This window comes from Natrialbaceae archaeon AArc-T1-2, assembly GCF_030273315.1.
Lineage (GTDB): Archaea > Halobacteriota > Halobacteria > Halobacteriales > Natrialbaceae > Tc-Br11-E2g1.
In genome coordinates this window covers 2,259,615-2,285,072 of the sequence record NZ_CP127174.1, presented here as the reverse complement: position 1 = coordinate 2,285,072, position 25,458 = coordinate 2,259,615, and the positions used below count along the sequence as shown (strand labels likewise).

28 protein-coding genes and 1 tRNA gene are annotated in these 25,458 nt (G+C 65.8%); 15 read left to right on the top strand and 14 right to left on the bottom strand.

Going from position 1 to position 25,458, the window contains the following annotated elements; all coding sequences use genetic code 11:
• Positions 1 to 71: 71 nt before the first annotated feature.
• A complete protein-coding gene (locus QQ977_RS11740) occupies positions 72 to 590 on the top strand; it encodes an LUD domain-containing protein (RefSeq protein ID WP_285925944.1) in 519 nt (172 codons plus the stop codon).
• A complete protein-coding gene (locus QQ977_RS11735; protein ID WP_285925943.1) occupies positions 587 to 2,818 on the top strand; it encodes an LUD domain-containing protein in 2,232 nt (743 codons plus the stop codon). The genes QQ977_RS11740 and QQ977_RS11735 overlap by 4 nt, the downstream gene beginning before the upstream one ends.
• Here the strand turns inward: QQ977_RS11735 and QQ977_RS11730 are convergent.
• Positions 2,815 to 3,609: an aldo/keto reductase gene (locus QQ977_RS11730; protein WP_285925942.1), complete on the bottom strand. Its 795-nt coding sequence runs from the start codon at positions 3,607 to 3,609 to the stop codon at positions 2,815 to 2,817. The two genes, QQ977_RS11735 and QQ977_RS11730, sit on opposite strands and share 4 nt — an antisense overlap.
• Before the next feature lie 102 nt (positions 3,610 to 3,711).
• On the opposite strand from QQ977_RS11730, the gene QQ977_RS11725 reads away from it, so the two are divergent.
• A complete protein-coding gene (locus tag QQ977_RS11725; protein ID WP_285925941.1) occupies positions 3,712 to 4,170 on the top strand; it encodes a pyridoxamine 5'-phosphate oxidase family protein in 459 nt (152 codons plus the stop codon).
• A gap of 25 nt (positions 4,171 to 4,195) precedes the next feature.
• On the opposite strand, the gene QQ977_RS11720 is transcribed toward QQ977_RS11725, so the two are convergent.
• A complete protein-coding gene (locus tag QQ977_RS11720; protein ID WP_285925939.1) occupies positions 4,196 to 5,881 on the bottom strand; it encodes an NADH-quinone oxidoreductase subunit D in 1,686 nt (561 codons plus the stop codon).
• 141 nt (positions 5,882 to 6,022) lie between these two features.
• Between QQ977_RS11720 and QQ977_RS11715 the strand changes: the two genes are divergently transcribed.
• From QQ977_RS11715 to QQ977_RS11705, 3 genes are read left to right on the top strand one after another with little or no spacing between them, the layout of a single operon-like run.
• Positions 6,023 to 6,397: a hypothetical protein gene (locus QQ977_RS11715; protein ID WP_285925938.1), complete on the top strand. Its 375-nt coding sequence runs from the start codon at positions 6,023 to 6,025 to the stop codon at positions 6,395 to 6,397.
• A gap of 45 nt (positions 6,398 to 6,442) precedes the next feature.
• On the top strand, positions 6,443 to 6,832 hold the full coding sequence (locus QQ977_RS11710) for an NUDIX domain-containing protein (protein ID WP_285925937.1): 390 nt from the start codon (positions 6,443 to 6,445) through the stop codon (positions 6,830 to 6,832).
• Positions 6,829 to 7,269, top strand: a complete 441-nt coding sequence (locus QQ977_RS11705) for a DUF1152 domain-containing protein (protein ID WP_285925936.1) — start codon at positions 6,829 to 6,831, stop codon at positions 7,267 to 7,269. Before QQ977_RS11710 ends, QQ977_RS11705 begins: the two co-directional genes overlap by 4 nt.
• A 46-nt stretch (positions 7,270 to 7,315) precedes the next feature.
• Here the strand turns inward: QQ977_RS11705 and QQ977_RS11700 are convergent, their stop codons facing one another.
• The 5 genes from QQ977_RS11700 to QQ977_RS11680 form a co-directional block, all read right to left on the bottom strand.
• Entirely contained in the window at positions 7,316 to 8,083 is a 768-nt protein-coding gene (locus tag QQ977_RS11700) for a carbon-nitrogen hydrolase family protein (protein ID WP_285925935.1), read from the bottom strand.
• Between the two features lie 234 nt (positions 8,084 to 8,317).
• Positions 8,318 to 8,391: transfer RNA gene (locus tag QQ977_RS11695), tRNA-Ile, on the bottom strand.
• Positions 8,392 to 8,464: 73 nt separating this feature from the next.
• Positions 8,465 to 9,073 (bottom strand): FxsA family protein, encoded by a 609-nt coding sequence (locus QQ977_RS11690; protein WP_285925934.1) that lies wholly within the window; start codon positions 9,071 to 9,073, stop codon positions 8,465 to 8,467.
• A 240-nt stretch (positions 9,074 to 9,313) separates the two neighbouring features.
• A complete protein-coding gene (locus QQ977_RS11685) occupies positions 9,314 to 10,342 on the bottom strand; it encodes a sulfite exporter TauE/SafE family protein (protein ID WP_285925933.1) in 1,029 nt (342 codons plus the stop codon).
• A gap of 1 nt (position 10,343) precedes the next feature.
• On the bottom strand, positions 10,344 to 10,487 hold the full coding sequence (locus QQ977_RS11680; RefSeq protein ID WP_285925932.1) for a DUF7512 family protein: 144 nt from the start codon (positions 10,485 to 10,487) through the stop codon (positions 10,344 to 10,346).
• A gap of 305 nt (positions 10,488 to 10,792) precedes the next feature.
• Between QQ977_RS11680 and QQ977_RS11675 the strand changes: the two genes are divergently transcribed.
• On the top strand, positions 10,793 to 11,638 hold the full coding sequence (locus tag QQ977_RS11675) for a universal stress protein (protein ID WP_285925931.1): 846 nt from the start codon (positions 10,793 to 10,795) through the stop codon (positions 11,636 to 11,638).
• 9 nt (positions 11,639 to 11,647) lie between these two features.
• On the opposite strand, the gene QQ977_RS11665 is transcribed toward QQ977_RS11675, so the two are convergent.
• A complete protein-coding gene (locus QQ977_RS11665) occupies positions 11,648 to 12,199 on the bottom strand; it encodes a rubrerythrin-like domain-containing protein (protein ID WP_345783333.1) in 552 nt (183 codons plus the stop codon).
• A gap of 129 nt (positions 12,200 to 12,328) precedes the next feature.
• Between QQ977_RS11665 and QQ977_RS11660 the strand changes: the two genes are divergently transcribed.
• The 6 genes from QQ977_RS11660 to QQ977_RS11635 all read left to right on the top strand — a co-directional run bounded on the left by QQ977_RS11660 (position 12,329) and on the right by QQ977_RS11635 (position 19,416).
• Entirely contained in the window at positions 12,329 to 13,552 is a 1,224-nt protein-coding gene (locus tag QQ977_RS11660; protein WP_285925930.1) for a lactate racemase domain-containing protein, read from the top strand.
• Positions 13,553 to 13,598: 46 nt separating this feature from the next.
• Positions 13,599 to 14,792, top strand: coding sequence for a bifunctional phosphopantothenoylcysteine decarboxylase/phosphopantothenate--cysteine ligase CoaBC (coaBC, locus tag QQ977_RS11655; RefSeq protein WP_285925929.1), 1,194 nt, complete (start codon positions 13,599 to 13,601; stop codon positions 14,790 to 14,792).
• Between the two features lie 153 nt (positions 14,793 to 14,945).
• A complete protein-coding gene (locus QQ977_RS11650; RefSeq protein WP_285925928.1) occupies positions 14,946 to 15,506 on the top strand; it encodes a DUF7344 domain-containing protein in 561 nt (186 codons plus the stop codon).
• Positions 15,507 to 15,560: 54 nt separating this feature from the next.
• Positions 15,561 to 16,298 carry a helix-turn-helix domain-containing protein gene (locus QQ977_RS11645; RefSeq protein WP_285925927.1) on the top strand — a complete coding sequence of 246 codons (738 nt, stop codon included), beginning with the start codon at positions 15,561 to 15,563 and terminating at the stop codon, positions 16,296 to 16,298.
• Between the two features lie 243 nt (positions 16,299 to 16,541).
• On the top strand, positions 16,542 to 19,028 hold the full coding sequence (locus QQ977_RS11640; RefSeq protein WP_285925926.1) for a heavy metal translocating P-type ATPase: 2,487 nt from the start codon (positions 16,542 to 16,544) through the stop codon (positions 19,026 to 19,028).
• A gap of 94 nt (positions 19,029 to 19,122) precedes the next feature.
• Entirely contained in the window at positions 19,123 to 19,416 is a 294-nt protein-coding gene (locus QQ977_RS11635) for an Hsp20/alpha crystallin family protein (protein ID WP_285925925.1), read from the top strand.
• A 32-nt stretch (positions 19,417 to 19,448) separates the two neighbouring features.
• Here QQ977_RS11635 and QQ977_RS11630 read toward each other — a convergent pair whose 3' ends face one another.
• The 3 genes from QQ977_RS11630 to QQ977_RS11620 all read right to left on the bottom strand — a co-directional run bounded on the left by QQ977_RS11630 (position 19,449) and on the right by QQ977_RS11620 (position 21,667).
• Complete coding sequence (locus QQ977_RS11630; RefSeq protein WP_285925924.1) at positions 19,449 to 20,294, bottom strand: hypothetical protein; 846 nt, start codon at positions 20,292 to 20,294, stop codon at positions 19,449 to 19,451.
• A gap of 140 nt (positions 20,295 to 20,434) precedes the next feature.
• Positions 20,435 to 20,956, bottom strand: a complete 522-nt coding sequence (locus QQ977_RS11625) for a metal-dependent hydrolase (RefSeq protein WP_285925923.1) — start codon at positions 20,954 to 20,956, stop codon at positions 20,435 to 20,437.
• 117 nt (positions 20,957 to 21,073) lie between these two features.
• Positions 21,074 to 21,667, bottom strand: a complete 594-nt coding sequence (locus QQ977_RS11620; RefSeq protein WP_285925922.1) for a DNA-3-methyladenine glycosylase family protein — start codon at positions 21,665 to 21,667, stop codon at positions 21,074 to 21,076.
• 205 nt (positions 21,668 to 21,872) lie between these two features.
• Here QQ977_RS11620 and QQ977_RS11615 point away from each other — a divergent pair, with 205 nt between their 5' ends.
• Positions 21,873 to 22,544: an HAD-IA family hydrolase gene (locus tag QQ977_RS11615; RefSeq protein WP_285925921.1), complete on the top strand. Its 672-nt coding sequence runs from the start codon at positions 21,873 to 21,875 to the stop codon at positions 22,542 to 22,544.
• Positions 22,545 to 22,571: 27 nt separating this feature from the next.
• On the opposite strand, the gene QQ977_RS11610 is transcribed toward QQ977_RS11615, so the two are convergent.
• The gene (locus QQ977_RS11610) at positions 22,572 to 23,282 is read right to left on the bottom strand and encodes a helix-turn-helix domain-containing protein (protein WP_285925920.1); all 711 of its coding nucleotides are present in this window, start codon (positions 23,280 to 23,282) and stop codon (positions 22,572 to 22,574) included.
• Positions 23,283 to 23,380: 98 nt separating this feature from the next.
• A complete protein-coding gene (locus tag QQ977_RS11605; protein ID WP_285925919.1) occupies positions 23,381 to 23,893 on the bottom strand; it encodes a cupredoxin domain-containing protein in 513 nt (170 codons plus the stop codon).
• Between the two features lie 220 nt (positions 23,894 to 24,113).
• Here QQ977_RS11605 and QQ977_RS11600 point away from each other — a divergent pair, with 220 nt between their 5' ends.
• Positions 24,114 to 24,770, top strand: a complete 657-nt coding sequence (locus QQ977_RS11600) for a metal-dependent hydrolase (RefSeq protein ID WP_285925917.1) — start codon at positions 24,114 to 24,116, stop codon at positions 24,768 to 24,770.
• 25 nt (positions 24,771 to 24,795) lie between these two features.
• Here the strand turns inward: QQ977_RS11600 and QQ977_RS11595 are convergent, their stop codons facing one another.
• Positions 24,796 to 25,206, bottom strand: a complete 411-nt coding sequence (locus QQ977_RS11595; protein WP_285925916.1) for a CoA-binding protein — start codon at positions 25,204 to 25,206, stop codon at positions 24,796 to 24,798.
• Positions 25,207 to 25,458: the final 252 nt, after the last annotated feature.

Below are 25,458 nucleotides of genomic sequence, written 5' to 3'. Positions count from 1 at the left end.
GCGAGCCGTTCGAGTTCCGGCGGCGGCCGACGCAGGCCAACAGTGAAATGTTCTGCCTCGAAGAAAGGCACATGAACGTCGACTCAGCGACGACCGAGCAGTTCGCGTCGTCGCTCGCCGAACTGGACGTCCCGCTCACGCGGACCGATGCCAAGGAGATTGGGGACGTCCTCGAGACGGTCGTCCGCGACCCTGCAGTCGGCACGGCACTCCCGTTCGAGGGCGTCTCGCTGCCCGAGTGGATCGACGACGCGCCGACCCCGGCGACCCTCGAGGCGGCGACCACGGGCGTCACTGCCGCCTCGCTCGGAATCGCCGACTACGGCAGCGTCGTCCTCCCTGCGAGGCCCGACGGGAGCGAACAGGTCAGTCTCTTTCCGGAGCGACACGTCGCCGTCTTGCACGAACGGGATCTCGTCGCGGACGTGCCGACGGCGATCGAACGGCTCGCACCGCTGTTGCGCGACGGTGAGAGCGCGATCGTCGCGACCGGACCGAGCGCGACCGCCGACATGGGCGCGCTCGTCCGGGGCGCACACGGTCCGAAGACGGTCCACGTCGTCTTGCTCGAGGACGGGGGCGAATCATGAGCGGCGACGCACGCGAAGCGAGCGCCGAACGCATCCGACACCTGCTCGAGACCGAGGGCGAGGCTGTCGAGGAAAACACTCAGGCGTTCAACCGACGGCGATACGAGGCGGTAGCCGACCTCGAGGACTACGAGGAACTGAAAGACGAAGCCAGAGCGATCAAGGAGGATGCCATCGAGCGACTGCCGGAGCTGATCGAGGAGGTCACCGAAACCGTCGAGGCAAACGGCGGGACGGTGTATCTCGCCGACGATGCGGCAGACGCCAATCGCTACATTCGGGCGGTCGCGAGCGAAAAAGACGCCGACCGCGTCGTCAAGTCGAAATCGATGACCAGCGAGGAACTCGAGGTCAACGCGGCACTCGAGGGAGACGGCGTCGAAGTCGTCGAGACGGATCTCGGAGAGTGGGTGATCCAGGTCGCCGAGGAGTCGCCCTCACACATCATCGCACCGGCGATCCACAGGTCCGAAGCCGAGATCGCCCGCCTGTTCAACGCCGAGTTCGACCCCGAGGAGCCACTCGAGACCGCCCAGGAGCTGACCGCCTTCGCCCGGGAGAAACTGGGCGAGCAGATCCGGGAGGCCGACGTCGGGATGACCGGTGCGAACTTCGTCACGGCCGATTCGGGGACGATCGCGCTGGTCACGAGCGAGGGCAACGCCCGCAAAACTGCCGTTGTCCCCGACACCCACGTCGCGGTCGCCGGCGTCGAGAAGATCATTCCCTCGGTCGAGGATCTCACACCGTTTCTCGAGTTGCTCGCCCGGTCGGGGACGGGCCAGGAGATGACCTCCTACGTCTCCTTGCTGACACCGCCGGTCGACTCGCCCGTCGTCGACGTCTCCGAGCCCAACCGTCCCTTCACAGACCGCGAGGACGAGCGGGACGTTCACCTCGTGTTGATCGACAACGGCCGCATGGCGATGCGCGAAGACGACGAACTCCGGGAGACGCTGTACTGCATCCGGTGTTCGGCGTGTGCGAACTCGTGTGCGAACTTCCAGTCCGTCGGCGGTCACGCCTTCGGCGGGGAGACCTACACCGGCGGCATCGCGACCGGCTGGGAGGCCGGCGTCTACGGCTACGACTCCGCAGCCGAGTTCAACGACCTCTGTACGGGCTGTAGTCGGTGTGTCGAGGCCTGCCCGGTGAAGATCGACGTCCCCTGGATCAACACCGTCGTGCGCGACCGGCTCAACCGAGCGGGTGACGCCGGCCAGTTCGAGTTCGTCTACGACGAGCTGGTTCCCGACGCCGAGCCTGGCGGGATCGACCTCGAGAAACGGCTGTTCGGCAACTACGAGACGCTCGCGAAACTCGCAAGCGCGACCGCGCCCGTCTCTAACTGGCTCGCCGACCTGGGTCCCGTCCGACGCGGCCTCGAGCGCGTCGTCGGAATCGATAGCCGTCGGCCGCTTCCCGAGTTCGAACGCGAGACGCTGCGAGACTGGTTCCGGTCCCGGGGTGGCTCTCGAATCTCGCCGGCCGACGCCGACCGTCAGGTCGTGCTTTATCCGGACGTCTACACCAACTACGTCGACGTCGACCGCGGGAGAGCCGCCGTCCGCGTTCTCGAGGCACTCGGCGTCCACGTCCGGATTCCTGCCGTTCCCGAGAGCGGTCGCGCCCCACTCTCCCAGGGGATGATCGCCACCGCCGACGACCGGGCGAGTGACGTCTACGCCGCACTCGCCGAACACCTCGACGCGGGTCGTGACGTCGTCGTAATCGAACCCTCTGACCTCGCGGCCTTCCACCGGGAGTACGAGAAACTGCTCCCCGAACGCTCGTACGAACGGCTCCGGGACGGCAGCTACGAGGTCCTCGAGTACGTCTACGGCCTGCTCGAAAACGGGGCCGATCCGTCGACGCTCCGAACCGGCAGCGAGGATCTCGCATATCACGCCCACTGCCAGCAGCGAACGCTCGGACTCGAGGTCTATACGACTGCCGTCCTCGAACGGCTCGGCTACGACGTGATAGCGAGCGACGTCGAGTGCTGTGGGATGGCCGGCAGCTTCGGCTACAAGCGAGCGTACTACGAGTTGAGCATGGACGTCGGCGAGCGCCTTCGCGAGCAGCTCACCGCACCCGAGGCCGGGGATCGGCTCGTCGTCGCCAGCGGCACCTCCTGTGAGGACCAGCTCGCGGCGCTGCTCGAGCGAACGCCACGACACCCGCTCGAGGTGATCGATCCGGCCGCACCGGCGACGCTCGAGAGCTAGTTCCAGGGAGCCTCGTCGGGATCGACCAGACGCTCGCCTCGCTCGAGCGAGTCGATCCGCTCGAGGTCGTCGGCCGAGAGCTCGAGGTCGCATCCAGCGAGGTTCTCTTCGACGTGTTCGCCCGTCGCCTTCGGGATCGCGACGACGTCCTCGCGCCCTGCGAACCACGCCATCGTCACCTGTGCCGGCGTCGCGTCGTGTGCGGCGGCGATCGCCTGGAGTTCGGGGACGTCGGTCACGTCACCTTTCATCAGCGGGCAGTAGGCGACGGTCGCGACGTCGTGGTCTCGCGCGTACGAGATCAGGTCTCGCTGCTGGAGCCGGGGGTGGACCTCGACCTGGTTGGCGACGATCGGCGACTCGAGGATCTCGTCGGCCTGCTCGAGCAACTCGCGTGTGAAGTTGCTCACGCCGACGTGTCTCGTCAGGCCGCGTTCGCGGACCTCGTCGAACGCCGGGAGCGTTTCGGTCGGCTCGTAGGCATGGGTCGGCCAGTGGACGTACAGCAGGTCGACGGCGTCGACGCCGAGCCGTTCCAGACTCGCTTCGGTCGTCTCGAGGACGCCCTCGGGCGCGAGGTTCTGGGGGTGGACTTTCGTCGCGAGAAAGATCTCCTCGCGGGGGACGTCGGCGCGCTCGAGCGCCCGTCCGACCGCGGTCTCGTTGTCGTACATCTGGGCGGTGTCGACGTGGCGATAGCCCGCCTCGAGTGCTCTGACGACGGTTTCGGTACAGCTTTCGCCCTCGTGTCCGACGGTCCCGAAGCCGGGCTGGGGAATCGGCACGCGCATACATGGTTCCTGGATCGGCAGACGGACGTGTCTCCGGAAAGCGGCAAGGTAGCGTCTCGAATCGGCGGATGGCTTTTTGCAGTGTGTCTCGTATCATGCCCCATGGCAGACACCGACGCCGTCGAACTCGACGCCGACGAACGGGACGACTTCCTCGGGAACGGGGGGACGGGCGTCATCTCGTTCTCCACGCCAGAGGGCACCTCGCCACACTCGATCCCCGTCTCCTACGGCTACGACGCGGCCACGACGGACTTTTATTTCCGGCTCTCTGTCGGCCCCGATCGGGAGAAAGGCGATCTCGACGGTCGCGAGGTCTCGTTCGTGGTCTACGGACGCGACGGCGACGAAGATGAGAAGTGGAAAAGCGTCCTCGCCAAGGGACGACTCGAGGACGTCGACGCGGATCCGATCGCGACCGAGACGCTCGAGGAACTCGACCGGGTGCACATCCCGCTTCACGACGTCTTCGGCGAGCATCCGCGGGCGGTCTCGTTCGAGTTCTTCCGGCTCGATCCGGAGGTGCTGACCGCCCACACGGAGTCGTCGACCGAGATCTGATGCGGCCGATCGGGCCGTCGCGTGATCATCGATCGACGCTTCCGAGCACGATGTCGAGACTGCCGAGCGAGGCGATCAGGTCTGCGACGTAACCGCCTTCTGCCATCTCGGGTAGTGCCGAGAGGTTGTGAAAGCACGGACTGCGGATCTTGAACCGGGCCGGCGTCTCCGTTCCGTCGGATCGGATGTAGATCCCGAGTTCGCCTTTCGCCGACTCGACGGCCCGGTAGGTCTCCGTATCCGCGTCCGGTTTGAGCGTTCGCGGGACGTTGCTCTGGAGGTCGCGTTCGTCTTCGGGCCAGGACTCGAGCAGGTCGAGACACTGCTCGACGATCTTCGCGGACTCTTCGACTTCGCTCATCCGGACGAGCACGCGGCTGTAGTTGTCACAGCCGTCCTCGGTGACGACGTTCCACTCCAGATTCTCGTAGTAGCCGTAGGGGTCGTCTCGCCGGAGGTCGTAATCGATTCCGGAGGCGCGGGCGACGGGGCCCGTACAGCCGTACTGTTTGGCGACATCGGGTTCGAGAACGCCGGTGTCGACACATCTGATCTGGAAGACCTCGTTGGTGACGAGCAGGTCGTGGTACTCCTCGAGTTTCGCGGGCAGGTCGTCGAGGAAGTCACGGACCTTCTCGAAGAACTCCTCGCGCGGTTCCGGCAGGTCCCAGGCCACCCCACCCAGTCGAAAGTAGTAGAACATCATTCGCTGGCCCGTGAGATCCTCCAGGATGTTCTGGACGACCTCTCGATCTCGGAAGGCGTACTGGAAGATGGCGGTGAAGTCGCCGTAGACGTCTAACGCGAACGTCCCGAGCGCCAGGAAGTGTCCCAACATCCGACCGAGTTCGGTCGACATCGTCCGCAACACCTGGGCGTACGCAGGGACTTCGATGTCGGCGATGTCCTCGATCGCACGGGCGACCGCCCACTCGTTGGGCAGGTTCGCCGTGTAGTCCCAGCGGTTCGAGTACGGGATGATCTGGTAGCGATACGAGCCTTCCTGGCATATCTGCTCCTCGCAGCGATGCAGGTACCCGACGTCGGGGTCGACGTCGACGACTGTCTCACCGTCGAGCGTCGCCTTCAGGTGGAGGACGCCGTGGGTCGCCGGATGGTGTGGCCCGATGTTGATGAACATCGTGTCCGACTCGGCTTCCCTCTGGGTCGCCTCGAGGGGGTTTTCGTGTGCTGCGAATCTGACGACCTGCGGTTTGTCCTGGTCGTACTCGAGCGAGAGGGGATGGCCCTGCCAGGTCTCGGGGAGCAAAATGCGTCGTAGATCGGGGTTCCCCTCGTACTCGATACCCACGAGATCGTAGGCCTCGCGTTCGTGCCACTCGGCCGTACGAAAGACCGGCTCGGCGCTCTCACAGACCGGATCGTCGCTGGGTAACGGAACGACGAGCGTGACCTCCTCGCGCCGGTCGTCGAACCTCGTCAGATGGTAGATCGATTCGTAGCGGTCGGGGTACTCCTGGGGAGTCAGACACGAGAGGTGGTCGAACCCTGCCTCGTCGTGCAACGTCTCGAGGACCTCCTGGACGTCGTTCGGCCGGATCACGAACGCCGGTGCGTTCTCGTGGTCGTCCCGACCGACCGCGTAGGGCTCGAGCAACTCCTCGAGGGCGTCCTCGTCTGCAGTCGTCTCTCGCAGGTGGTCGTACTCGGGATCGATACTGTCGTACTCCGGTCGTGGTGGTTCACTCATCGAGTCTCACGAGGGGTTGCCAGTAGCTAGCCTACCGCAACCGGTCAAATGAGAATTTTCCCGGCTGGAAGAGACAGTCAGCGAACGACGACAGACGCCTTCGGCCGGACGTTTATAAGTGAACCCCCGGCCATCCCCACCATGTGGGACGAAAGCCACTACTCGAGACGAACCGTCATCGGAACGCTCTGTGCGATCGTCGTCGCCACCGTCACGGCCTTGCCCGTCGCCGGCTCCAACCCTGGAACCGAGTCGGGCCGTGACGACCGTCAGAACCGATCTTCGCCTGCAGGGAACGGCCGGCCGATGGGTCGATCGGAGACGTACGTCGGCGTCGTCGACCGTATCGTCGACGGCGAGCACGTCGTCATCCTGCTCGAGGACGGCGACGAGATTGTCGATCAGGTCGTCGTCGCTCACGAGGCGTACCCGTTCCTCGAAGAACGCGACGTCGTCTGTGTCATCCTCGTCGACGGCGACGTCCACCGGATCCGCCCGCTCGAGGAGCGGACGTAGAACGTAGACCTGGTACCTTAGTCCTGGCGCGGTCTACGTCGGTCTATGGAGGTTCGAGCACTCGCAACGGACGCGGTAATCGTCGACGACGGCGAGGTCCTGCTCATGGAACGGGCCCATCCACCGTTCGAAGGGCAGTGGGTGTTGCCCGGCGGACTGGTCGAACGCGATGAGACGGCCCGCGAGGCCTGCATTCGCGAGGTTCGCGAGGAAGTCGGCCTCGAGGTCGAAGTCGAGACGTTCGTCGGCCTCTACGACGATCCCGACCGCGACGACCGCGGGAACGTGAGCGCAGCGTACCGTTGCAGCCCACGGGGAGATCCGACGCCCGACCCCCGCGAAGAGGCACGCCGGGTGGCGACGTTCGACCTCGCTTCCCTCCCGGGTATGGGCTTCGACCACGATCGAATCGTCGCCGACGCCCTCGAACCATGAGCGCGATCACCTCACTCGAGGACTGCTTCGCGTACGACTCGGCGCTCGTCTTCGGCGTCGGCGGCAGTGGCGACGTGCTCGCACGCGGCGACGAACCGGGCGTCCGGAGCCCGGTGACCGACGGGATCGGGCTGGTCGCACTCGAGGAACTTGAGACGCTCCTCGAGATCGTCGAGACCGAAGCGAGCCGGATTCCGGTCGAAGCCGCACGCGGCGAGTTCGGCCCGCGGACGATCCGCGGCGGCGAGGTATCGCTTCGAACGACGCCCGCCAGTGCGGTGACGTTCTACCTCGACCCGACGGCCGTCGCTGCGACGTCGTCGATCGCCGACTGCGTTCGCGGGAGCGACACGCTCGAGGAAGCCACCGAAGCGCTTCGGGATGCGGGCTTGCAGATGGAGTTCGAGACCGAACGACGACGACTCGAGTCGACCTGAACGATGGACTCATACGGATTGCTGTGCCGACGTACAACGGTCCGTATCACGTCGAGAACACGCCGATGAGGTCACGTTGTGTCTCGAGGACGCTCGAGTCGATCTCGGTGACGAGCGTTCGTTCCTGGCGATCGAGCCCACAGTGGACGCCGCCGTCCGGTCGCGCCACGAGGGAGCGACCGCCGTACGTGAGCCGTCGCGAGCCGGGGATGTCCCGTTCACCCGTACGGTTCGCGCCGATCGCCCAGCGAACGCCGTCGAGTGCTCTCGCCCGGAGGAGAAGCTGCCAGTTCTCGGTGTACGCGGCCGGCCACGCCCCAGCTACCAGCAGCGCCGTGACGTCGGCGCGGGTGAGTGCTGCACTCTCGGCGACGAAGTTGAGATCGTAACAGGTCAACAGCCCCGCGTTCCCGATCGGCGTCTCGACCGTGACCAGCTCGGAACCGGGTGTGAGAATGCTCGTCTCGCCCTCCCAGAGGTGTCGCTTCCGGTACACCGTGACGTCGCCGGCCGGATCGACGTACGCGGTCGCATTGTACAGCTCGTCGGCCGTCGCCTCGACGAAACCGACGACGAGTGCGACGTCTCGGCGGTCGGCGAGCGATCGCAGCTCTTCGATCGGCTCGCTGTCCCGTGCGAGTGCCACAGCCTCGATGCGGCCGTCGGCGACGAATCCGGTCAGCGTGTGCTCGGGGAAGACGGCGAGGTCGACGTCGTCATCGAGGCACTCGACACGCTCTCGGACGGTCGCGAGGTTCGTCTCGACGGCCAGCTCCTCGAGTTCGAGCTGACACACTGCAACCGTCGATTGCATACGGGGGCCACTCACACGAGGGCAAATAAACGCCCGGTATCAGGTGATATCACGGATGGTTTGCCACGAGAACACGGCCGGCTCGGATTCCAGACTCACGACCCGCGATGTTACACGTCGCAAAAAGTATGGGCCAACTCGGATTTGAACCACGGTCGGAGCAAGCTCCTCTCTGCTGCAAATCCGAGTCAGATACAGAATTTACGGCTCGCGAGTTTGCTCGCCGTAGAAGTATGGGCCAACTCGGATTTGAACCGAGAGCCTCCACCTTATCAGAGTGGCGCTCAACCTGATTGAGCTATTGGCCCAGGCGTGCTTCGCATTACCCTGTTGCCGGGTGGAACGTTTAAACGTTTCTTTCCGATAGTGGGGTGAGAATCGCTACCGAGCGCGGCGGTCGTCCGAATCGTCGGAGCGATCTTCGTCGCCGAACTCGATCGTATAGCTGTCGTCGTCGCGCTTGGAGTCGACCGTGTAAGCGTCCTCGGAGAGGTCGTACGTCCCACTCGAGGGGTCGTGACCGGCCGAGCCGTCGGTTGGCGATCCGCCGGACCCCTGTGCGTCGTCGGGGAAGCCGTACGTCCAGACGGTTCCGGAGGCGAAACCGCCGGTCTTCTTGTCGGCGTAGGGAACGACGACGTAGCGTTTGATCACCATCCGGATCGGGATGCGCGTCGGCGGAACGACGAGCAGGAGGCCGACGACGTCGGTCACGAGCCCCGGTGTGAGCAGGAACGCCCCGGCGGCGATCAACAAGGCGCCGTCGAGCAACTGGTCGGTCGGCGCTTCGCCCTGGACGAGCGAGCGTTGCATCTTGCGGATGGTCCGGCGGCCTTCCGCACGAACCAGCAGCATACCGATCAGTCCCGTTAGGACGACGAGCAGTACCATCCCCACCCAGCCGATCCAGGGCGTCTGGCTGACGACGATCGCGAGAACTACCGCGTCCAGGAAGGGAATAAGCAACAGCGCCAGGAGCCACCGGAGCATACCTCGAGGTAGCCGCCGAAGGATGAAAACGCTTTACTCTCCCGACCCCAGTTAGTATTGTTTGGTATTGTCAATATTATACAATAGAAGAGAGGGACGAGAAAGGCACGCGTCGCAGACGCGAGTGGATCAGGTCGATCGACGGCCGAATCCGTCTCTCCAATTACACCGGTGCAGAGACGGTGGTGTGGTCGTCGTGACGAACCGCCGGGGTGACGCCGGTCCGTCGTCGGGACGTCGTCAGTCGTCGGCTTCGGCTTCCGGACGGGCGTCGGGTTCGCCCGTGTCGAGCTCGCTGGCGAACTGATAGAGGATCATCAGCCCGACGAAAAACGACGAGCCGACCAGCAAGACCACACTTAGCACGTCGAGTGTGCCGATCTCCAGCCAGTCTGCGAGTTCGCTGACGGCGATGCCGGCACTGGCAAACAGCATCATGAGCGCGAAGTAGATGATGACGTCGTCTTCCTCGACGGCAGTCGTCGCCGCCGAGCCGATGCGAGCACCGAGTGCGCTCCCGACGAGCAGCGTTCCGACGACCGCGAGGTCGACGCTGCCCTGCATGCCGTAGGTGAACGCACCGTACGCGCCCGAGAACAGCCCGGCGAAGAGGCTGGTCCCGACTGCGGCAGTAAGCGGCGTCCCGATCAGGTAGTAGATCGCCGGCATCCGGATGAATCCGCCGCCGACGCCGATCAGTCCCGAGACGAGGCCGACACCCCCGCCGGCACCCGTGACCGTCCACAGCGACGTCCGGCCGCCGGAGACGAGCGAGATCATCGGCGGAATTCGGTACGACTGGATCTTCTGAGCGATCGGCGGAATCTCGTCGTCGTCGATCTCGTCTTCGTCGTCAGCGTCGTCCTCGTCGTCGATGGCGTACGCACGCCGGAGGAACAACAGGCCGATGCCGGCGAGCAAGAGGACGTAGGCGGCACCAGTGACGAGTTCGGCGATCCCTAGCGCCTCGAGGGCGAAGACGAGCCGACTGCCGAGTTCGATCCCGATCGAGAGGACGACGAACAACGCCGCGCCGAGTTTGTAATCGACCTGGCCGACGTCGTAGTGTTTCATCACGGCGATGACCGACGTCCCGAAGTAAAACGCCAGCCCGCTCCCGATGGCGACGGAGGCGGGGTAGCCGAGGATCAACAGCGTCGGCGTGATCAGGAACGAACCCCCCATTCCGAAGAATCCGAACAGTACTCCGACCATGAAGCCGAAGACGACGAACAACACCAGGAGTTCGATGCCGAGCCCGAACACCATGTTAGTTCGCTATCGACTCGATGAGCGGTGAGGCGGCTCGCTCGAGCGCTCCGTAGCCGACGTAGAGCGCGACCGCTTCGAGGAGGATGATACTGACGAGGACCGTCGCTTGCACGGGCGGGGAAAGCGACGCAAGTTCGATCATGCGTCGTCACCTCGCGCGTTCCGTGGGTGGGTGTACTCCATCGTTACTCGAGTTGATCTAGCTCTTCGAGCCGTAATAACGGTTTTGGGAGACTCGTACAATATAACTCTGAGTATTACACGGCTATCCAACGAGGATATGCCGATAACGTATGGGAATATACTCGTCGGGCGAACGGCCGTCTGACGACGTTGCACGCGACGGGTTGCCGCTCGGGCGCGCACCTTCCGATCTCGACGGCGAGCCGGGAAGCGGTGTACCGTGGTAACACTAACAATATTATCCGTCGAGCCATACGACGGTCCATGAAAGCGATCTGTGCGACGGACCTCTCGGCCGCCAGCGAGGCGGCGATCGAGAATCAGATCTGTCTCGACTGTCTCGAGCGAATCGGTATCGAGGAGCTCCATCTCGTCACGGTGATTCCGTCGAACGTTCACGGGGGAATGCCCGGCATCGGGTTCGAAGAGCGACGCGAACGCGCACTCTCGGAGTATCGACGTACCATCGAGGACGCCGGCTTCGACGTCGGAACACACGTCGTTCGCGGGACGCCCTACCGGCGAATCAACGGCATCGCGGAGGCGGAAGGTGCCAGTCTGACGGTGGTCGGCTCGCGAGGCAAGAGCCCGCTCGAGAACCGGGTCATCGGCTCGACCGCCCGTAACCTCGCTCGAACGACCGTCGTGCCGTTGCTCGTCAACCGGGTCGAACGCGGGGCAGACGACCCCGACGTGGTACACGAACGGCTGTTCAGCCGACTGCTGTTCGCGACGGATTTCTCCGAGAACGCCGAGCGGGCGTTCGAGGCGTTCTCGTATCTCCGCCACGCTGTCCGGGAGGCGACACTCGTCCACGTCGAGACGCCCAAAGATCCCGGCTCGGAGGCAGGCGTGGACCCACACGAGCGGCTCGCGGAACGGGCGGACCAACTCGAGAACTGGAACATCGAGACCCGAACCGACGTCAGACAGGGCGATCCGGCGGACGAACTCCTGGCCGCGGAAGCGGAGTACGAACCCACGACGATTCTCGTCGGCTCGCGGGGTCACAGCCGGTTGCGCCGGCTCCTGATCGGAAGCGTCTCCGAGGAGATCGTCTCGAGGGCGACTGGAAACGTGTTTCTCGTGCCGCCGTCACGAACGGCGTAGCTCGAGCCGTTACTCGAGTGTCGTCCTGAGGTTGCGAAGTTCGCCGCCACACTCGGGGCACCGTTCTGCACTCGCCGTGACGATGACGTTCCCGCACTCGAAACACTCGTACTCTCCCTCCTCTTTCGGATCGTATGCGACGTCGCGCATGCTGTACTTGAGAACGTCTTTGGACGTCTCCTCGTCGAGGGCCTCGATGACGTCTTCCGCCCGGACGACGCCGACGAACCGACCCTCGTCGCCGACGACGGGGAGCACGGGATACCCGTGGTTCGTAATCGTCCTGGCGATATCGCCGAGGGAGTTGCGTTCCTCGACGGTAACGACGGACTCGACCATCACGTCCGCAAGCGACGCGTCGTCGGGCGCGTTCAGCAGTTCTCGCATTGAGACGACACCCGCAAGGCGCTCGTTTTCGCCGAGGACGTACGTGTAGTAGATCGTCGTTTCGGAGCCGGTCGAAGTCGTTCGGATGTCGTCGATAGCTGACGCGACGGACGTCGTCGCGTCGAGAGCCGGTACTCGCTCGTCGATCAGATTCTGGACGGTCTCACTGGGCATATGGTGTCCTTTGAGACGGACCTACCTATCAGTTGTGCCAAAACCATCACGCCGGCGGTCGATCTCTCGTTCGGATCGCCGTTTGTCGCCCGGGGAGACGTTTTTGGACCGTCGGGCGAAACGACGGGTATGAAACTGCCGCTCGGGGAGCGGACGATCGAGGTACAACTGCCGACCTGTACGACCACGGTCGCCGAACCGCCCGGCGGGACGACAGTCGACGTTCGTGAAGCCGCACGGGCGGCCCTCGAAACCCTGCACGGGCCGTCGCTCGACGATCGGGTCGATGCCGACGACGAAGTCGTGATCGTCGTCACCGACCTCACGCGTACCGTTCCCGACGACGTCCTGCTCGAGGTCTTGCTCGCCGATCTCGATCGGATCGGCGTCGGTCGAGGACAGATTACCGTCGTCGTGGGGCTCGGCCTCCACCGACCGATGACCGACGAGGAACTCGAGGCGATGCTCGGTTCCCACGCCGACCTGGCAGTGAACCACGATCCGGAGGCCGTCGTCGAGGTCGGCACGGTCGATGGCGTCCCGATCGAGATCGGCGAGCCCGTGGCCACGGCCGATACGGTGCTGTCGACGGGCGTCGTCGAACCCCACCAGTACGCCGGCTTCTCCGGCGGGGCGAAGACGGTCGTCATCGGCGCGGGCGGCGAGTCCCAGATCCGGTACACCCACGGTCCCGACGTCCTCGCCGAGGAGGGGGTTCGACTGGGTCGTCTCGAGGACAACCCGTTTCGCTCGTTTCTCGACCGGGCCGGCGATCGGATCGGAATCGATTGCTGTCTCAATCTGACCCACGGACCCGAAGGGGTCCTCGGGGTGAGCGCCGGCGACGGCCGGTCCGTCGTTCGTGAACTCGCCGACGTCGCCCGGAACGCTCTCTCGGTGCCTGTCGATCGGGAGTACGACGCTGTCGTCTGCGGCGTCGGCGCACCGAAAGACGCCACCCTCTATCAGGCGACCCGGGCGGCGACCTACGTCGCACTCGGGGACCGGAACCCGCTCGCGGAGGGCGGTCGGCTCGTCGTCCCGGCCGAACTGCCGGAAGGGGCGGGCGAGGGAACCGGCGAGCAGCGGTTTTACGACCGGCTCGTGGCCGCCAACGACGCCGACGCGCTCTACCGGGAGCTTCGCGAGGGATACGAGCCCGGCGCACAGCGGGCGTTCGTCGTCGCGCGGGTGCTTCGTGACCACGACGTGGTCGTGACGAACAGCCGGACACCCGAGGTCGTCGAGGCGTGTCTGATGGAGACGGCAGACGACGTCGCAGACGCACTCGAGTCGGGTAGCGACGTCCTCGTCGTGCCGGATGCGTTGAACACGCTGCTCGTCGAGGGGTGAGTCGGATGATCGGTCTTTTGTACCACGCCTTCGAATCTCAAGGCGAATGCTCGAGGGAGTCAACGTCGCGCTCGGGGTGACGGGATCGATCGCGGCCGTAAAGACGGTCGAACTCGCCCACGAGCTCCGCCGGCGGGGCGCGACCGTACGAGCCGTCATGACCGACAGTGCTCGCGGGATCGTCCACCCGTGGGCGCTCGAGTTCGCCACCGAGACAGAGGTCGTCACGGAGATCACGGGTCGGGTCGAACACGTCGAACTCTGCGGGACGGAGGGGTGGGCGGACGTCTACTTGATCGCGCCGGCGACGGCGAACACGGTCGGCAAGATCGCGAGTGCCGTCGACGACACGCCCGTGACGACGACGGCGACGACCGCGCTGGGATCGGGGACGCCGGTCGTGATCGCCCCCGCGATGCACGAGCCGATGTACGACCACCCCGGCGTCCTCGAGACGATCGCACGCGTCGAGTCCTGGGGGGTCGAGTTCGTCGACCCGCGCGTCGAGGAGGGCAAAGCGAAGATCGCGACCGAGGAGGCGATCGCCTGTGCCGTCGCCCGGGAGGCGGGCGATCGGCCGCTCGCAGGCGAGCACGTGGTGATCACGAGTGGTGCGACCACCGAGGAGATCGATCCCGTCCGCGTCCTGACGAACCGCTCGAGCGGCACGATGGGCCGGGAGATCGCCCGGGCGTGTTACGTTCGCGGCGCAGACGTGACGCTCGTCCACGGCGACGTCGGTCCCCAGCCGGTCACCAGTGACGTCTCGCCCGCTGGCGACGTACCCTACGCCGACGTTCGCCAGGTCGAAAGCGCCGCCGAAATGCTCGAGGCGACGACCGACGCCTGCGCGGACGCAGACGCGTTAGTGTCCGCCGCTGCCATCAGCGACTACACGGTCCCCGCACGCGACGAGAAAATCCGCTCCGGCGCCGACTTGACCCTCGAGTTCGAGCCGACGCCGAAGCTCATCGACTCGATCCGAAAGCGCCAGCCCGAGTTGCCGATCGTCGGGTTCAAAGCCGAGACGGGAAGCGACGACGCGGCGATGGTCGAGGCGGCCAGAGAGACCTTAGCGCGGGTCGGGCTCGCGTTCGTCGTCGCCAACGACGCCGGCGTGATGGGTGCGACCCGGACGCGGGGCTTGCTCGTCCACGCGAGCGACGTTGCCGCGTACGAGGGAACGAAAGCCGGACTTGCCGACGAGATCGCCGCTTCGCTCGCGGTCGTCCTCGAGTAGCCCTCGGGTGAATTTCGATCGACACGAGTGTCAATTCTCGCTGACTGTCCAGCGTTCAGGAAAGTTATATACGAGGCGTTCGTTCGAGGAGACAATGACACGTGAACGGTGGGGACGAGGGCAGTGTGAGGGAGCCTGCACGGGGTGATCGGGATGCGAAGTGGCGAGACGCTCTCGAAAGGTGAAATTTTCGAGGTGTTGCGAAACCAGCGACGACGGTACGTGTTACACTATCTCAAACGGGACGAGGGGCCTGTCGAGATCGGCGATCTGGCCCAGCAGGTCGCTGCCTGGGAGTACGAGACGACCCTCGAGGCGGTCACGCCTGCACAACGAAAGCGCGTCTACACGACGCTCCAGCAGACCCATCTCCCGAAGATGGACGAGGCGGGCATTCTTGCGTTCGACTCGGACGAAGGGGTGATCGAGTCCACCGATCGGACCAGGGAGGTCACCATCTACCTCGAGATCGTGCCGGGACGGGAGTTCGCCTGGCGCGAACTCTATCTCGCACTGGGTGCAGTGAGCTGTGCGCTGGTCGCTGCGCTGTGGGGCGACGTCTATCCGCTCACCGAACTCGGAGACCTGGCCTGGGGAGCGATCATCGCCGCGACGTTTACCCTGACCGCGGCGGCACACATCTATCACGAACGACATATGAAAGTCGGAGGTGGCGAACAGCCGCCGGAACTCAGCTACGGTACCGACGACTAAGCGTGTGGTCGGGCCGACTGAACGGCTTTTGTACCACGACCGCCAAGCGACGGTATGCGCGAACTCGTCTTCGCCCTCGAGTACGATCCCGGCACCAACCCGGTGGCCGACGTCCTCGCGGCCAACCCGGAGACGACGGTCCGGTCGTTGTCGTGTCACGTCACCACGGATAGCCTCTGGCGTGTCGACCTCGCCGAGGGGCCACCCGACGCGCTCGAGGCCCTCGAGGCCGCCTACAGCGAGGCGAGCTACTGTGCGGACTGTCTCGTGAAAGACGACTGCGGGGCCGACTGTGAGACCCAGGTGCTGGATCGCGCCGCGGAGACGCTCGTCGTCTACACCTACTGGGACCGAACGGACGTCTGTACGTCGGTGCCTCACATCGCACTCGAGACCCTCGGCGAGGGACTGCTGTTCGAGACCTACCGCGAGGGCCGGCGTTACCGGTGGCGGATCGTCCTCGGCAACGGCGCGACGGTCGCGACGTTCTTCGAGGCCCTGGACGGGGAGGTCGACGACTGTACGGGCATCGAGATGCTCCGGCTGGCCGACGTCGACCCGGAGCCCGGCGAGGACGGGCTCCCGCGGGAACAGCGCGACGCCCTCCGGGCTGCCGTCGAGTCCGGCTACTACGAGACGCCACGCCGGATCGACCTCTCGGAACTCGCCGAGGAGCTCGGGGTGCCGCGGTCGACGCTCTCCTACCGGCTGCGCCGGGCCGAGGCCGAACTCGCGACGGCGTTCGTCGAGACGGGGTCGCTTGCGGACCTCGTTCCCGAGCTTCGGTCCTGACCGACAGCATGACCTCAGTAAACTACCCCACCCTACTCGCTCACGGCTTCTTCTCGCGGGCCGCAGGCCCGCTCGAATGGTCCGCGGAACTTCGTTCCGCGCTATCGCCGTTCGCTTCGTTGAGGGTGGGGCTTTCGCGTGGACTCCCGCTCTGGCCGGAATCCCCGGGCCACGCGGACGCCGGCCGGGCGGTTGGCGTGTGCCAAACAACCCGTATGGGCGAGGCGTCCCTACTCGACACCGATGAGCGAGGAGGCTCGGCCCACGGACTCGAGGCGAACGCTCGAGCTCCGGGTGCCGGAGATGGACTGTCCGTCGTGTGCAGGAAAGGTGACGAACAGCGTCGAGGTCCTCGAGGGGATCGAGGAACTCGAGCCACGCGTGACGAGTGGCACGCTCGTCGTCGCGTACGACCCGACGGTCGTCGACGAGGCGGCGGTCCGTGACCGCGTCGAGGCAGCGGGGTACACCGTCGAACCCGCCGGAAGCGAACTGGAACTGTCCCTCTCGGTGCCGGAGATGGACTGTCCCTCCTGTGCGAGCAAGGTCGAGGCCGCACTCGAGGACGTCGACGGCGTCGAGGGGATCGAGACACAACCGGCCGCGGGACGGGTGACGATTACGGGGTCGACAGACGCCGAGGAAGCCGTCGACGCCGTCGAGAGGGCGGGCTACGAGGCGACGCCCGTCGACGGCGACGGCGGCGACCGCTTCCGTGACCCGCATGCGGTCTTCCGGGGTCGCCGGGCCGCCGGGACGGCGGTCGGTGCCGTCTTCGTGACCGTCGGGATGGCGCTTGCCTTCGTCTTCCCGGCGTCGAACCCGGCGCTGTTCGAGGTCGTCGGCCGGACGTTCGCCGTCTCACACGTCCTCTTCATCGTCGCGGCCGCAGTCGCCGGCGCGCCGATCGTCCGCAACGGCTACTACTCCGCGCGCAACCGGAGCCTCGACATCGACCTGCTGATGTCGATCGGCATCCTCGCCTCCGTCGGCGCACACCACCCCTTCGAGGGGGCGATGCTCGCCGTCCTCTTCAGCATTGCCGAGTTGCTCGAGCGGTTCTCGATGGACCGGGCCCGAAGCTCCCTGCAGGAGCTGATCGACCTCTCGCCGGAGACGGCGACGGTCAAACGCGCGGACGGCTCCGAGGAGACGGTGCCGGCCGACGCCCTCGAGGTCGGCGACACGGTCGTCGTCCGGCCGGGCGAGAAGCTCCCGGCCGACGGCGTCGTCCGCGAGGGCCAGAGCGCGATCGACCAGTCCCCGATCACCGGCGAGAGCGTCCCCGTCGACAGGACCGCCGGCGAGGAGGTCTACGCCGGCACGATCGCGGAGTCGGGCTACCTCGAGGTCGAGGTCACGAGCCCGGCCGGCGACTCGACGCTGTCCCGGATCGTCGAACTGGTCGAGGACGCCGAACGGGAAAAGACCGACCGCGAGCAGTTCGTCGACCGGTTCGCGAGCGTCTACACGCCGATCGTGGTCGTCGCGGCGGTCGCCCTCGCCGCCGGCCCGCCGCTTGCCGTCGGGGCATCCTGGAACACCTGGTTCCTCCGGGGGCTGACGCTGCTCGTGATCGCCTGTCCCTGTGCGTTCGTCATCTCGACGCCAGTCAGCGTCGTCTCGGGGATCACGAGCGCCGCCAAAAACGGCGTGTTGATCAAGGGCGGTCGCCACCTCGAGGCCGCCGGCGAGAGCGACGTCGTCGCGATCGACAAGACGGGGACGCTCACGACCGGCGACCTCTCGGTGACCGACGTGGTCGCCCTCGAGGGGATCGGCGAGGACGAACTGCTCGCACGGGCGAGCGCCGTCGAACGCCGGAGCGAACACCCGCTTGGCGAGGCGATCGTCGGCTACGCGGACGAACAGGGTGTCGATCCCGACCGCGACGTCTCCCGGTTCGAGGCACTCGCCGGCACGGGCGTCCGGGCCGACCTCGACGGCGAGACGCACTACGTCGGCAAGCCCGACCTCTTCGAGGGGCTCGGACTCGACCTCCGGCACGCCCACGCCACCGACGGCGGCGAACTCCTCGACGACGCCGACCCCCAGTGCGATCGGGAGGACTGTCTCGACGTCCTCGCGGAGGCGGTCGCTGACCTCGAGCGCGACGGGAAGACGGCGGTGCTCGTCGGCACCGAGGATCGGCTGCTCGGCGTGATCGGCATCGCCGACCGGGTGCGTCCCGAGGCCGCCTGGGCCGTCGAGCGACTCCAGGACCAGGACGTCCGCGTCGTGATGCTCACCGGCGACAACGAGGGGACGGCGCGAGCGATCGCCGAGGAGGTCGGCATCGAGGAGTACCACGCCGAACTGCTCCCCGACGAGAAACTCGAGCAGATCCGCCGGCTCGAGGACGAGGCCGGCCACGTCGTCATGGTCGGCGACGGGATCAACGACGCGCCCGCGCTCGCGACGGCCACCGTCGGCGTCGCGATGGGGGCAGCCGGGACCGACACCGCACTCGAGACGGCCGACGTGGCGCTGATGGGTGACGACCTCACGCGGTTGCCCTACCTCTATCGCCTCTCGCGGTCGGCAAACGGCGTGATTCGACAGAACATCTGGGCGAGCCTCGCGGTGAAGGCCGTCCTCGCGGCCGGCGCGCCGTTTGGCGTCGTGACGGTGATCCACGCGGTCGTCATCGGCGACATGGGAATGAGTCTGGGCGTGACCGGCAACGCGATGCGGCTATCGGGGGTCGAACCGGAGACGCCAGAGGAGTGATCTCGGCTGGCGGTCGTCGTCCCCGTTTTCTCGGTGGTCCTTTATTGGGATCACCGTGGTCAGTTCGGTCGGGTTCGAGTAGCCCGGAGTCCACATGGAAGACGAACGAAACACGAACCAGTCCGACGACGCTTCACGAGATACCGAGACGTTCTCGGTCGAGGTCACCGACCAGCGCGACGACATTCTCGTGGGTGCCGAACTGCCCGGGTTCGACAAACAACACATCGACGTCAGTGTGAGCGAGAACAGCGTTACGATCGAGGCCGAACGGGGCTCCGATGCAGTCGCCCGGACCGTCGATCTCCCCGACCCCGTCGTCCCGAAACGCGTCGACGCGAGCTACGACGACGGGATCCTCTGGGTCACGCTGGGAAAGCAGACGTGACGTCTACCCCCGGGAGACACTCCTCCCGAGACTCAGGCGGGTGCCGCCGGCGCATCCGTCTCGCGGAGTCGTCCGATCACGTCCCGGAGTGTCTCGCGGTCGGAGCCGTAGGCCCCGTAGACGACGCTGTCGACGTCGACGGCGGCCTCGAGGCGGTGCGTGAGATCGACGAGCCGGTCGATCTCGACGCCGTCGGTCGAGAGCTGGATCGCAAACTCCGCATCGAGACCGGCGAGTTCGCGGTCGAACCCGCTCGCGAGCGATTCGACCCAGTAGGTCGTCCCGTAGCCGGCCCCACACAGCGGCACGAGAAAGCCGTCGACGTGGGAAGCGAGTGCGCCCGGATCGAGGCCGGTCCGCTCGCGGAGTGCCCCCGGATAGGGGTCGGGATACAGCGTCGCGATCAACTCGCCCGCGACCCGGTCGGCCGCCTCGGCGACGAACCCGGTGATCACGTCGGCCCGCCAGTCCTCGCGGTCGTCGTGGGCGCTGTCGGCGAACAGCCGATCGCAACGCTGGCAGTGACAGAACTCCGCGCCCGGGAACCCGAGCGTGGTGAGCCGGACGTCGCCCGTGGCACCGGCCTCGGCGATGCGCTCGAGCAGATCGGCGCGGTAGTCGGGGTCCGTCGGACAGACGGTGCCCCAGTCCTGGCCGCGGGCGGCGGGGGTCGCCCGCGTGCCGTCGGCGGCGACGGCGGCCCGGTCCGGGTTCTCGCGGACCGTTTCCGTATCGCCCCAGCAGGCCACCGAGCTGACCGCGCCCTCGAGTGGCTCCTCGCGGCTCCCGTCGACCTGATCGGTGAAGTAGTACGTGACGTCGCCGAGGTCCGCTCGAGCGAGGTCGGCGTCGTCCGTGAGGATGCCGTACGCGTCCATACCCGGGACGTCGATTTGGAACGAGTTAATAGTACACGTTACCACGAATTGTCGCTCGAGGTTATACTACCGGCTGTAACTGTGACAATTCTCGCTATCCCGTGGCGGCGAGAATCTTCCACGACGTACAGCCGGCAGTATTAGAGCCAGGATCGGATCGTCTCGAGTCCGGGCCGGCCGTCGTGCCACCAGAGCGCGATGCCGGCGACGGCGATCACGGCCTCGAGCCACAGCGTCGTGATCTCGAGGCCGGCGACGGTGCCGAGAGGTTTGACGCCTGAGTACTGTGGCATCTGCGTCAGCGGCCAGAGCAGAAAGCCGAGTTCGTCATAATCGCCGGCGAGGACGTGCCAGGGGACGTCCGTCGCGACGTGAGAGAGATAGCCGACCGCGAAGGCGACGCCGAGTGTGGGTCGGCCGCGACGACGGGAGAGGAGCCAGACGGCGACGACGACGGGAACGGCGAACAGAAGCGAGTGTGCGATTGTTCGCCCGACGGGCGTGGCGCTGGCGAGCCACAGCGGCTGGTCGACGACGTCGGGAATCGTCGCGGCGACGACCGCGACCAGCGCCGGCTCCCCGGCAGGAGCGTCGCCGCGGCTGGCGCGCGTGTACGCAGCATAACAGAGGTAGCCGACGATGGGATGGACGACCGGCTGCATTCGTCGTTTCGTTCGGTCGTGACCGGGATAACTGTATCATACGGATCGTTGTAACGTGTTGCCGGTGATCGATCGAACGGGGCAGCGATCACCGGTAACGAATCACAACAGACCGTATCAGTCGTCCGCCTCGTAGGCCGCCCAGACGTACCGGGTCCCCAGGCTTCGGTACGGACGCCACGGCTCGGCGGTCTCGCGCATCTCCACCCGGGTGAGCGTCTCGCCGTCGTTGTACAACTGCTCGATCCCCCGTCGGATCGCGAGATCACCGAGCGGAAGCACGTCGGGACGCTCGAGGACGAAGATGAGGTACATCCTGGCGGTCCACTCGCCGACGCCGCGGATGCGGGTCAGTTCGTCGACGACCGCCGCGTTCGAGCGGTCGGCGAGTCCCTCGCGGGTGAGATCGCGCTCGCGGAAGGCGCGGGCGGCGTTTCTGACGTACTCGAGTTTCTGCCCGCTAAGGCCGGCTTCGAGTAAGGCCTCGTCGTCGGCGGCCAGCACCGTCTCGGGCCGGACGTCGCCCTCGAGGACGTCGAAGACGCGTTCGCGGACGGCCCTGGCGGAGGCAGTCGAGAGCTGCTGGTTGACGATCGAGACACAGAGACGCTCGTACTCGCAGTCGAACGGTTCGAGCGGGTGGGGCTCCAGTCTGTCGATCACCGCGGCCAGCACGGGATCGCGACGCAGGACGGTTTCGGGGTCGCCCATTGTCGACTGTGGATGTGGTCGACGACGGAAAAGGCCGTCGGCCGGTGAGAGACGATTGGACCGTCCGTCGAGGCACGGACGGAACGGGGGCGACCGACGGCGAACGGCTCGAGTCGTCGTCACGAACGAGCCGCGCCGCCACACCGCGTGTCCGGACCCCAACATGCACCACGTACTTTATCGATTGGCTGCCTCTGGTTCCGGTATGGACTCTCGTCCGTCGACCATCCTCTTCGACCTCGACGGCACGCTCTGTACGTACGATCGCCCGGGATCGGCGGTGCTGTCGGCTGCGTTCGACCGGCTCGGTATCGATCCCTGTTTCAGCATGCACCAGTTTCACGATCGGTACGTGGAACTGTTGCCCGACTGCGCGGACGGCTTCGAGCTCTACGAACGGACGTTCGCGGCGTTGCTCGAGGACCACGGCGGTGATCCGGACCTGGCCGCGGACCTCACCCGGGCGTTCTACGACGAACGCGACCCCGGCGACCTCGAGGCGATCGAGGGAGCAGAAAGCGTACTCCCGTCGCTCGCGACGGAGTATCGGCTCGGGCTGGTGACGAACGGACATCCCGAGTTACAGCGACGAAAGCTCCGTGCCATCGGACTCTCCGATGCGTTCGAGACGGTCGTATTCGCCGGCTACGAGACCGCACCGAAGCCCGATCCGGAGCCGTTCGACCGGGCGCTTTCGGCCATCGACGCGACCCCAGACGAGGCGGTGTACGTGGGCAACCGTCCGGCGATCGACGTCGCCGGCGCACGCGCAGCCGGCGTTCGGGCCGCGTGGCTCGCGACCGGTGACCGTCGTCCCGAGCCACGCCCCGACTACGTTCTCGAGTCGATACGGGATCTCGAGCGTCCACCCTGGTGACACGGAGATCGGGAGTCGGTTTCCGCGTCACTCGAGCGAGACCAGTTCCTCGAGCATCTCCTCGAGCGGCGTCGACGTGGTGGCAAGCGAGTAGCCGTCGATGCGTGCGAGGTCGGCAGCGTGGTTCCAGAGGTCCGCGTCGTCGATGCCATGGAGGACGACCGCGTTCGGGGTGGGGTTGACGACGCGCAACGCCACGAGCGGAGACTCTCCGCGGGTGACGCCGGTGAACACGAGCGCGCGGTTCGTGCTCTGTCCGTAGAGCCGGAAGAACTCCTCACTCGAGAGGCGGGTGATCGCCTCGATGCTGTCGATGACGGTGTGGCCGCTGATCCGGTCGACGCCGCCGGTGGCGACCTCGGTCGCGCCGATGTTGCCGTAGAACCGCGAGAGTGGGATCGACGTGGCGTACTCCCGGAGGTCCAACACGACGTCGCTCTCGAAGCCGGCCGAGAGCACTCGACCGTACTGACGGATCCGGTCGCCGCCACGGCGCTCGTCGATCGCGAGCAGTCCGTCGACGAGGCGTTTGACGACGCCGATGCCGGGACTCTCCCGGCGACCGCTCTCGTAGTCGGAGATGACAGAGGAGGAGACCTCGAGTTCGCTCGCGAGATCGGTCTGGGAGACGTCGAAGTCCGTACGCCACTTCCGGAGTGTCGCGCCCGGATCGTCGCTTAGCGTGATCTCCCCGGCGATCTTCTCCGCGAGTTGTCGTTTCGGCCCACGTCCGCCCATGCTCGTTGGCTCGGACGGTCGACTCAAGTAGCTACCGGAGACGCTCGAGGTGCCGGCAGGCGTAAACGGTAGAGAAGATGCCGTCGATTCCGACAGTATCACTCGTCTTCGACGGTTATCGTACCGACCATACTCCCGTCGTGTGGGGTACACACGTACGTGTACTCACCTGGGACCTCGAACGTGTGTTCGAACTCCGTACCTGGCTCGTCCAGGTCGAAGTGATCCTCTCCCTCGTAGGAAGCGAACGGCTCCGCATCGTCTGGGTTTTCGTTCACGTCCGATGCGTCAGGATGGGACGACACGTTGTGGCCCTCTTCATCGAAGTACCACGTCAGCGTTTCGCCGACCGAGATCGTGAGTTCCTCCGGTTCGAACGTCCAGTCGCCATCCGGCGCAACGATGACTCTGTTCTCGTCGCCGCCGTCGTCCTCCTCTCCTGCACCGTCGTCGCTCGATCCCGAGTCGTCCGGCCCATCGTCGGACGATTCGGAACCTTGACCGTCGCCGTTCGATCCGTCCTCTCCCTCGAGACAGCCTGCAAATCCGACCGCTCCGACCAATCCTGCGTATTTCAGGAACCGTCTCCGGCCGTGTTTGCTGGTTACCATATATTCATTCGAAGTGCAAATTGTATAATGACAACTAATGATACAGTAATCACCACTTCCATAATATTAATAAGATGATTATAGTACTGATACTGTCGATACGCACCGAGTTCGATCGAATCGACCCGCGTCACAGGCGTTTGACGTCCGACACGCTACGACCGATACACCACGACGGCCGGGCGAACAGTCAAGTTCTCTCACTCCCAGACCGTGTGACATGCCATCGACCGTCGTCCACGTGGCGCTTGCCGGCCTGATGGGCGCTGCCTTGCTCGGCGAGGAGTTCGACACGAGAGCGATCCTCGTCGTGATGGCTGCGACCGCGATCATCGACCTCGATACGCTGATCGGGATCTACGTCCCGGGAACCCACCGCGCTGCGCTCCACAACGTCTGGGTCGTCCTGATACCCGGAACGTTCCTCCTGTGGGACGTCACACTTCGCGACGAGTCGTACGTTCTCCGGCGGTGGGGTGCCTACGGCTATCGGGTCGCCTGGGTCACACTCGTCACCGTCTTGGTCGCACACATCCTGCTCGATGCGTTCTACAACGGCGTCAACCTTTTCTGGCCGCTGCACGACCGGTTCTACGACCTCTCGGGCAAGCTCGCCGTCACCGACCAGCGCGGCCTCGTCCAGACGTTCGTCGAACTCGAGGCCGGCGACGACGGGGCGACAGTCGCCGACTCGACGGTCCGCGGGACGACCGAGGATACGCACTACTCGACGGGGTTCGACCCGACGCGGGGCGAGACGCCCGGTGACGTCGAGCGGACGTTCCCGATCGCCTCTTCGGGGGAGCTGTTCGTCGTCACGATCGCCGGCTACGCGACGGTGGCGTACCGGATCTTCGAAGAGCGCCGGCGCGACTGATCGGAGAGCCCGCGGCCGGTTCGGCTCAGGCGACCAGGCGGCGATGCTCGGGTTTCATACACCGGTCCTGAACGACTTTGCGGCCGTCGGTTTCGGCTCGGGAAACGGCCTCGTCGTCGTGGATACCCAGCTGGAGCCAGACGACGTCGACGTCCTCGCGCGCTATGACCTCGTCGACGACGTCCGCGACTTCCTCGCTCGGCCGGAAGACGTCGACGACGTCGACGGTCTCCTCGACCTCGGACAGCGAGTCGTACGCGGGTCGGCCGAGTACCTCCTCGGCGTTGGGGTTGACGGGAATCACCTCGTAGCCCACGTCCTGGAGGTACCGGGGGATCTCGTGAGCGGCCTTCCCGGGCGTGCTCGAGCAGCCGACCACGGCGATCGCCTCGAGGTCGAAGACGGCCCTGACCTCCTCGTCGGATTCGACTGGCATTACTTCGAGAAAGGGACCCCGCCTCCTAAAGCCGTGTGCCGTCTCGAGCGTACCGACGGTCTCGACTCCGGGGCCGTCTTCCCGAAAGGCAGGATGGACGTCACGATTCGCCCCTACGACCGGGTCTCGGCTTCGAGGGCTGGGGCGAGACGGTGACACGCCCCCTGACTGAGGACGACGGTCGGTGACGAGTTCGACGACGTCGAGGCGTCGGCCGACGACTTCCTCGAGCGAGTTCGCGACGTGGCCGGA